We start from the raw sequence: 7,064 nt of genomic DNA on the forward strand, positions 1-7,064 counted from the left end.
ACGACCCGCGCGACCCGCGCGACCCGCCACGAAGTAAACACTCCGCCACGACATCTCGTGGCGGAGTGTTTATTTCGTGGCGGCGTAGCGGCCGGCCCCTTCGAACAGACGGCCCGACAACGACGAAAGCCCCTCACGAGGAGGGGCTTTCGGTGGTTCTGGTGGATCTGAGGGGACTCGAACCCCTGACCCCCTGCATGCCATGCAGGTGCGCTACCAGCTGCGCCACAGACCCAGAACTGCTGCCCTTCGGGGGTTTTCACCCCGTCGGAAGCAACTCGTCTACATTACTACACTTTTCGACCGCGCACGTTCACCCGCCCTCGACCCTGCTCGAGCGCGGCCGAGAAGACACGACATGCCGCTCACCTCGGGAGGTGAGCGGCATGTCATGAGGCCCCGCCGACACGGCGGGGCCCAGGAGGCGCAGGGAGACTAGGCCTCGGCCGGTGCGTCGGCTGCGACCTCGGCCGGAGCGGTGGCCGACTCGGTCAGCACGTCGAGCGGGATGGTCGGGCAGTCGCTCCAGAGGCGCTCGAGCGCGTAGTACTGACGGTCCTCGTCGTGGAAGACGTGGGCGACGACGTCACCGAAGTCGAGGAGGACCCAGCGGCCCTCGGCACGACCCTCACGACGGAGGGTCTTGACGCCGGCCTCGAGCATCTTGTCCTCGATCTCGCCGGCGATGGCGACCACGTTGCGTTCGCTGCGGCCGGTGGCCAGCAGGAACACGTCGGTCAGGGGCAGGGGGCCGGACACGTCGAGGGCGACGAGGTCGTCGGCCTGCTTGTCGTCGGCCGCGCGTGCGGCGATCTGCAGCAGCTCGATGGCACGAGGGGTGGCTGTCACGTGTTCCTTAGGGGGTAGGTGGTGATGCGGGCCGACAGGGGTCGGTTCGGGTGGGTCGGGCCTCAGCCCAGCACCCCGGTGGCGAAGCCACCGATGATCAAGCCGATGATACCGAGGCCCACGACGCCGCCCGAGATGCCGAGGATCAGCGGCAGGTGGTTGCCCTTGGGCTGCGACGCGGCCAGCACGACGGCGCGGGTGGACGTGTGCGTGCTGATGGCCCGGCTGGCACGCACGGGCTCGGCGTCGCTCGACGCCTGCTCGGCGTCGCCCTGCTCGAGGATGCGGTCCATGTCGGAGTTGTCGATGCGTGCCTGCGAGCCGGTCGACGCCAGGCTGCGCGGCAGGTCGATCGAGCCCGTGATGATGATCTCGCCGGTCGCGTTCAGCGCACCGGTCACGTCGGCGACCTGCGCGTCGGTGAGGATCAAGGCGTTCTGCTGACCGGTGCTGGTGCCGAGCTGGCGGCCCGGGACGGACTCCGCGTCGGGCTCGTCGGACTGGGTGGACCAGTGGCCGGACGGGACGACGGGCGCGGCGTCGGACGAGTCGTCGCGCTGGTCGCGTGACGGACCGACGCCGGACGGTCGCGGCGCCGACGACACGGGACGGGACGGGGCAGGAGGCGCACTCGGCGAGTCCTGTCCGCTGCGGTCCTGCTCGTCGGACAGGGCGAACGGGAACACCGTCGGCGTCGACGTCGGGGTGGGGGTCGAGGACACCGGGGTCGCCGCGCCGGTCGCACCCGTGCGTCGGGGCCCGGGGACGTCGTCCGACGAGTCGTCGTCGTCCGACGGGTCGACGTCCGACACGGCGGACGGCACGGGGGCCGAGGCGGGACGGAGGGCCGCCGAGGCCGGCGCGGACGCACCGGGCGCAGAGGCCGGTCGGTCGGCGGCCGGGGCGATCTCGTCGACGGTGTTGAGCGCGTCGGCCAACGGACGACGGGGTTCGGGAGCCGGTGCCTGCAGAGGCACCGGGGAGGCGTCGCGGCTCTGGCTCGCGTCGCGCAGGGCGCGCATCTGGCGGCGGGTCAGGCCGGTGCCGGGGTCGACGACCGAGCCGGGTGCGGGGGGCGGCACGTCGCGCAGGGCGGCAGCCGACGGCACGGGAGTCGGCATCGGCACGTCACCCGTGGGGGTGGTCGCGGGCCGCGGGGCGGGAGCGGACGTCGAGGCGGGCACCACGGGCACGGCACCGGTGATGGCCTGACCGGCCTCGCGGGCTCGCTCGAGGTCGCGGATCTGTCGCCGGGTGAGGGGCGGCTGACCGTCGGACGTGCTCATGAAACGCTCCGATACAGATGGTGCTTGGAGATGTACTGGACGACGCCGTCGGGGACCAAGTACCACACCGGAAAGTCTCGACCCACCCGGGCGCGGCAATCGGTCGACGAGATGGCCAGTGCGGGGACTTCGAGCAAGCTTACGTCGCTCTCGGGCAAACCGCTAACGCTGAGGTCGTGCCCCGGCCGGGACACGGCGACGAAGTGGGCGAGGTCCCAGAGCTCTTGGACGTCTTTCCAGTCGAGGATCTGGGCGACGGCGTCGGCGCCGGTGATGAAGAAGAGCTCGGCCGTCGGACGGAGGCGTCGGATGTCGCGCAGGGTGTCGATCGTGTAGGTCGGCCCCTCACGGTCGACGTCGACGCGGCTGACCGTGAAGGTCGGGTTCGACGCCGTGGCGATGACCGTCATGAGGTAGCGGTGCTCCGCCTCGCTGACCTCGGGTTTCATCCACGGTTGACCGGTCGGCACGAAGACGACCTCGTCGAGGTGGAACGACTGCGCGACCTCGCTGGCCGCGACCAGGTGCCCGTGGTGGATCGGGTCGAACGTGCCGCCCATGATGCCGACGCGGGGTCGCCTGACGCCCTCGCCGTCGGGCACGGTGGCGCCCGCCACGACCATCTCGCCGACCTCGGCGGTCAGTGGTTCTCGGGGTGACCGAACTCGTCGATCGGACCGTCGTGGTGGTCGAGCTTGTTCGCCTTGCGCAGCGAACGGTTGGCGACGTCGCGGTAGCTGAACACCACGTAGCCGAGGACGAGGAACGCGACGGCGAAGACACCGGCGATGACGGGTGCCGGCGCGATCAGCGGTGCGAGTTCTTCGTGGGCTTCGGCGAGCAGCAGCGAGGCGTCGAGCATGGGTTCTCCCGTTCAGGCGGTGACGATCGTCGGTCAGTCTACCCGCGGACCTGGCCCTGACCCCGCACGACCCATTTGGTGCTCGTGAGTTCGGCGAGCCCCATCGGTCCGCGGGCGTGGAGCTTCTGGGTCGAGATGCCGACCTCGGCCCCGAAGCCGAACTCGCCGCCGTCGGTGAAGCGGGTCGAGGCGTTGACCATGACGACGGCGCTGTCCACCTCGGCCAGGAACCGCTCGGCGGTCACCAGGTCGTTGGTCACGATCGACTCGGTGTGGTGCGTCGACCACCGGGCGATGTGCGCCATGGCCTCGTCGACGTCGGCCACCACCCGGACGGCGAGGTCGAGCCCCATGTACTCGGTCGCCCAGTCGTCGTCGGTCGCCGGGACCCCGTCGGGGAAGACCTCGAGCGTCCGTTCGTCGCCGTGGATCGTCACGCCGGACGCGCGCAGGGCACCCAGCACCGGCGGCAGCAGGCGTTCCGCCGCCTCGCGGTGGACGAGCAACGTCTCGAGGGCGTTGCACACGCTCGGACGCTGCACCTTGGCGTTCTGGACGATGTCGACGGCCCAGCCCTCGTCGGCGCTCGCGTCGAGGAAGACGTGCACGACCCCGGCACCGGTCTCGATGACGGGGACCGTCGACTCGCGGACCACGGTGTCGATCAGCTCGGCGCTGCCCCGGGGGATCAGGACGTCGACCAGCCCTCGGGCCCGCATGAGGTCGGCGGCCCCCTCGCGGCCGAACTCGTCGATGGTGACGACGGCGTCGGCCGGCAGCCCCACCTCGGCGAGGGCCTCGCGCATCACCTCGACCAGCACGCGGTTGGACTGCTGCGCCGCGCTGCCGCCGCGCAGGACGGCCGCGTTGCCGCTCTTCAGGGCGAGCGCGGCGATGTCGACCGTCACGTTCGGCCGGGCCTCGTAGATGGCTCCCACCACGCCGAACGGCACGCGGACCTGGTCGAGGCGCAGCCCGTTCGGCAGCACCTTGCCCCGCACCGACTCGCCGACCGGGTCGACCAGCGAGGCCACCAGCTCGGTGGCGGCCGCGAGCCCGGCCAGTCGACCGGAGTCGAGCCTCAGGCGATCCTGGAGCGAGGCGCCGACGCCGTTCTCGCGCGCGTTCGCCAGGTCGAGCTCGTTCGCCGCGACGATCCGGTCGACGTTGGCGAGCAGGGCGGCGGCGACGGCGCGCAGACCGGCGTCCTTGCGGTCGGCCGTCGCGGTGGCGAGCACGCGGGAGGCGGCCTTCGCGGCGGTCAGCTTGTCGGTGAGCGACGGGGCCGGGGCATCGATGAGCGACATGCACGAAGCCTATGCGCCGCTCCCTCGTCTCGCGAGACCGCTCCGGCGGTGACCGCGGCGGCGCGGACGCCCCCGAGGAGGCGCGGGTCAGTCCGGTCGCCCGCCCGCGCTCCCGGAGTCCCCCGCCGCAGGTCCCGACCCCGCGGCTCCCGCCGCCTCGAAGAAGGTGCCGACCTGCTCGCCCGCGAGGGCCCGGGCGACGTTGGCGGCGCTCGTCACGAGGACGGGGGTGCCGGCCTCGGCCGCGAACCGGGCGGCCGCGACCTTCGTGCCCGCGCCTCCGGTGCCGACGCCGGCCGCACCGGCCGCACCGAAGGTGACCCCGGCGAGGTCGTCGCCGAAGGGCACGTCGACGAGGGCGACGGCGCCGGGTTCGTGCGGCGGGCGGGTGTACAGGGCGTCGACGTCGCTGAGCAGGACGAGGGCGTCGGCACCGACCAGCTGCGACACCAGCGCCGCGAGCCGGTCGTTGTCGCCGAAGCGGATCTCGTGGGTGGCGACCGTGTCGTTCTCGTTGACGATCGGCAGGATGCGCAGCTCGAGCAGGCGCTCCATGGCGCGCTGGGCGTTGCTGCGGTGCGTCGGGTTCTGCATGTCCCCGGCGGTCAGCAACACCTGCCCCGCCACGATGCCGTAGCGGCGCAGGCTCTGCTGGTACCGGTAGATCAGGACGTTCTGCCCGACGGCGGCGGCCGCCTGCTGGGTCGCGAGGTCGGTCGGGCGGGAGTCGACGCGCAGGTGCGGCAGGCCCGTGGCGATGGCCCCGGACGAGACGAGCACGACCTGGGCACCCCGCCCGTAGGTCGCGGCGAGGGCGTCGACCAGCGGCTCGATCTGTCCGGCGTTCTCACCGCTGATCGACGACGAGCCGACCTTGACCACGATGCGGCGGGCCGTGCCGAGGCCGGCGCGGTCGACGACGCCCCCGGTCACGCCCGCTCGTCGCCTTCGACGTCGTCGCCCTCTTTCACGAGGAACCCATCGTCGTCGGTCCACAGGCCGGCGGCGCGTTCACGCTGGAGTTCGGCGCGGGCCTCGGCCTTGGCGTCCATGCGCTCGAAGTACTCCTCGCGGCGCTGGTTGCGGGTCGGGCGGTCGTTCTGGATCAGGCGCGGGTCGGTGCCGCGGGCGCTGGTCATCAGCTCGGCCGTCGAGGTGAGGGTGGGCTCCCAGTCGAAGACGATGCCGCCCTCGGGGCCGATGACGACCGTCGAACCGGCCTGTGCACCCGCCTTGAACAGGGCGTCCTCGACGCCGATGGCGTTGAGCCGGTCGGCGAGGTAGCCCACGGCCTCCTCGTTGTTGAAGTCGGTCTGCACGACCCACCGCTCGGGCTTCTGGCCCAGGATGCGGTAGACGTTGCCGTAGGTGCCACCCTCGACCCTGATGACGAAGGGCTTCTCGTTGACGGCGCGTGGGCGCATGACGATGCGAGGAGGCGCGGGTCGCGCCGCGATCTCGGCGCGGCTGGCCTCGACGACCTCGGCCAGGGCGAAGGACAGGTTGCGCAAGCCCTCGTGGCTCACGGCGGAGATCTCGAAGACGCGGTAGCCGCGGGCCTCGAGTTCGGGCGTGACGAAGTCGGCCAGCTCGCGACCGTCGGGCACGTCGACCTTGTTGAGCGCGATCAGCTGCGGGCGGTCGAGCAGCGGCTTCTGGCCGTCCGGGACGGGGTACGCCTCGAGCTCGCGGAGGATGACGTCGAGGTCGGTCAACGGGTCGCGGCCCGGGTCGAGCGTCGCGCAGTCGAGCACGTGCAGCAGGGCCGAGCAGCGCTCGACGTGCCGGAGGAACTCTAGCCCGAGGCCCTTGCCCTCGCTGGCCCCCTCGATGAGCCCGGGGACGTCGGCGACCGTGTAGCGCGTGTCACCCGACTCGACGACGCCGAGGTTGGGGTGCAGCGTCGTGAAGGGGTAGTCGGCGATCTTCGGCTTGGCGGCCGAGAGGGCGGCGACGAGGCTCGACTTGCCGGCCGACGGGTAGCCCACGAGCGCGATGTCGGCGACGACCTTGAGTTCGAGCAGGACGTCTCCGGCCCAGCCGGGGGTGCCCAGCAGGGCGAAGCCGGGCGCCTTGCGCTTGGTCGACGAGAGGGCCGCGTTGCCGAGGCCCCCGATGCCGCCCTCGGCGGCGACGTAGCGCATGCCCGGTTCGACCATGTCGATCAACTCGACGCCGTCGGCGGACTTCACGACGGTGCCGACCGGCACGACGAGCTCGAGGGTCTCGCCGTTGGTGCCGGCCCGGTGGTCGCCCATGCCGAAGCCGCCGTTGTCGCTCGAGCGGTGCGGTGCGCGGTGGAACCCGAGCAGCGTCGTGACGCCGCTGTCGCTGACGATGACGACGTCGCCGCCGTGACCGCCGTTGCCGCCGTCGGGGCCGGCCAGCGGCTTGAACTTCTCGCGCTTGACGGACACGCAGCCGTTGCCGCCGTTGCCGGCGCGGAGGTGGAGGGTCACTTGGTCGACGAATGTGGCCATGAGGTGCTTGATCTCTTTGTCTGTGCGTGCCGGTGCGAGCTGCCCGGGTCAAACACGTCTGGGGCGAGCAGGATGCTCGCCCCAGACGGTGCGACCCGCGAGGGGCCGCCGATGCGGGTCGTGTGCCGACGCCGCGTGGTGGTGCTAGACCGTCGCCGTCGCGGAGGCGACGATGTTGACGACCTTGCGGCCGCCCTTGGCGCCGAACTCGACCGAACCGGGGGCGAGGGCGAAGAGGGTGTCGTCTCCGCCGCGGCCGACGTTGACGCCGGGGTGGAAG

Annotated in this window: 8 protein-coding genes and 1 tRNA gene; all 9 read right to left on the reverse strand. The window is 71.9% G+C overall.

The features are described from left to right. Window positions 1–159 precede the first annotated feature (159 nt). Window positions 160–235: transfer RNA gene (locus tag ASL10_RS12225), tRNA-Ala, on the reverse strand. Window positions 236–435: 200 nt separating this feature from the next. Beyond that, entirely contained in the window at window positions 436–849 is a 414-nt protein-coding gene (gene rsfS, locus ASL10_RS12230; protein WP_055973644.1) for a ribosome silencing factor, read from the reverse strand. A 62-nt stretch (window positions 850–911) separates the two neighbouring features. Then, window positions 912–2,135, reverse strand: coding sequence for a hypothetical protein (locus ASL10_RS12235; protein WP_056048298.1), 1,224 nt, complete (start codon window positions 2,133–2,135; stop codon window positions 912–914). After that, window positions 2,132–2,758 carry a nicotinate-nucleotide adenylyltransferase gene (gene nadD / locus ASL10_RS12240; RefSeq protein WP_082060195.1) on the reverse strand — a complete coding sequence of 209 codons (627 nt, stop codon included), beginning with the start codon at window positions 2,756–2,758 and terminating at the stop codon, window positions 2,132–2,134. Before nadD ends, ASL10_RS12235 begins: the two co-directional genes overlap by 4 nt. A 17-nt stretch (window positions 2,759–2,775) precedes the next feature. Continuing rightward, window positions 2,776–2,997: a hypothetical protein gene (locus tag ASL10_RS12245; protein WP_056048301.1), complete on the reverse strand. Its 222-nt coding sequence runs from the start codon at window positions 2,995–2,997 to the stop codon at window positions 2,776–2,778. Window positions 2,998–3,035: 38 nt separating this feature from the next. After that, the gene (locus ASL10_RS12250) at window positions 3,036–4,304 is read right to left on the reverse strand and encodes a glutamate-5-semialdehyde dehydrogenase (protein WP_056048302.1); all 1,269 of its coding nucleotides are present in this window, start codon (window positions 4,302–4,304) and stop codon (window positions 3,036–3,038) included. An 87-nt stretch (window positions 4,305–4,391) separates the two neighbouring features. Further along, a complete protein-coding gene (gene proB / locus ASL10_RS12255; RefSeq protein WP_056048304.1) occupies window positions 4,392–5,237 on the reverse strand; it encodes a glutamate 5-kinase in 846 nt (281 codons plus the stop codon). Then, on the reverse strand, window positions 5,234–6,784 hold the full coding sequence (gene obgE, locus ASL10_RS12260; protein ID WP_056048307.1) for a GTPase ObgE: 1,551 nt from the start codon (window positions 6,782–6,784) through the stop codon (window positions 5,234–5,236). Before obgE ends, proB begins: the two co-directional genes overlap by 4 nt. Window positions 6,785–6,928: 144 nt before the next feature. Beyond that, window positions 6,929–7,064: 50S ribosomal protein L27 (locus ASL10_RS15665; RefSeq protein WP_200922609.1), on the reverse strand; the 136-nt coding region annotated here is incomplete at its 5' end.

The organism is Frigoribacterium sp. Leaf8, assembly GCF_001421165.1.
Lineage (GTDB): Bacteria > Actinomycetota > Actinomycetes > Actinomycetales > Microbacteriaceae > Frigoribacterium.

Bases quoted from the DNA above. Each gene is read 5' to 3' on its own strand.
- ASL10_RS12235 (WP_056048298.1), bottom strand. From the start codon at position 2,135: ATGAGCACGTCCGACGGTCAGCCGCCCCTCACCCGGCGACAGATCCGC.
- nadD (WP_082060195.1), bottom strand. From the start codon at position 2,758: ATGGTCGTGGCGGGCGCCACCGTGCCCGACGGCGAGGGCGTCAGGCGA.
- ASL10_RS12245 (WP_056048301.1), bottom strand. From the start codon at position 2,997: ATGCTCGACGCCTCGCTGCTGCTCGCCGAAGCCCACGAAGAACTCGCA.
- ASL10_RS12250 (WP_056048302.1), bottom strand. From the start codon at position 4,304: ATGTCGCTCATCGATGCCCCGGCCCCGTCGCTCACCGACAAGCTGACC.
- obgE (WP_056048307.1), bottom strand. From the start codon at position 6,784: ATGGCCACATTCGTCGACCAAGTGACCCTCCACCTCCGCGCCGGCAAC.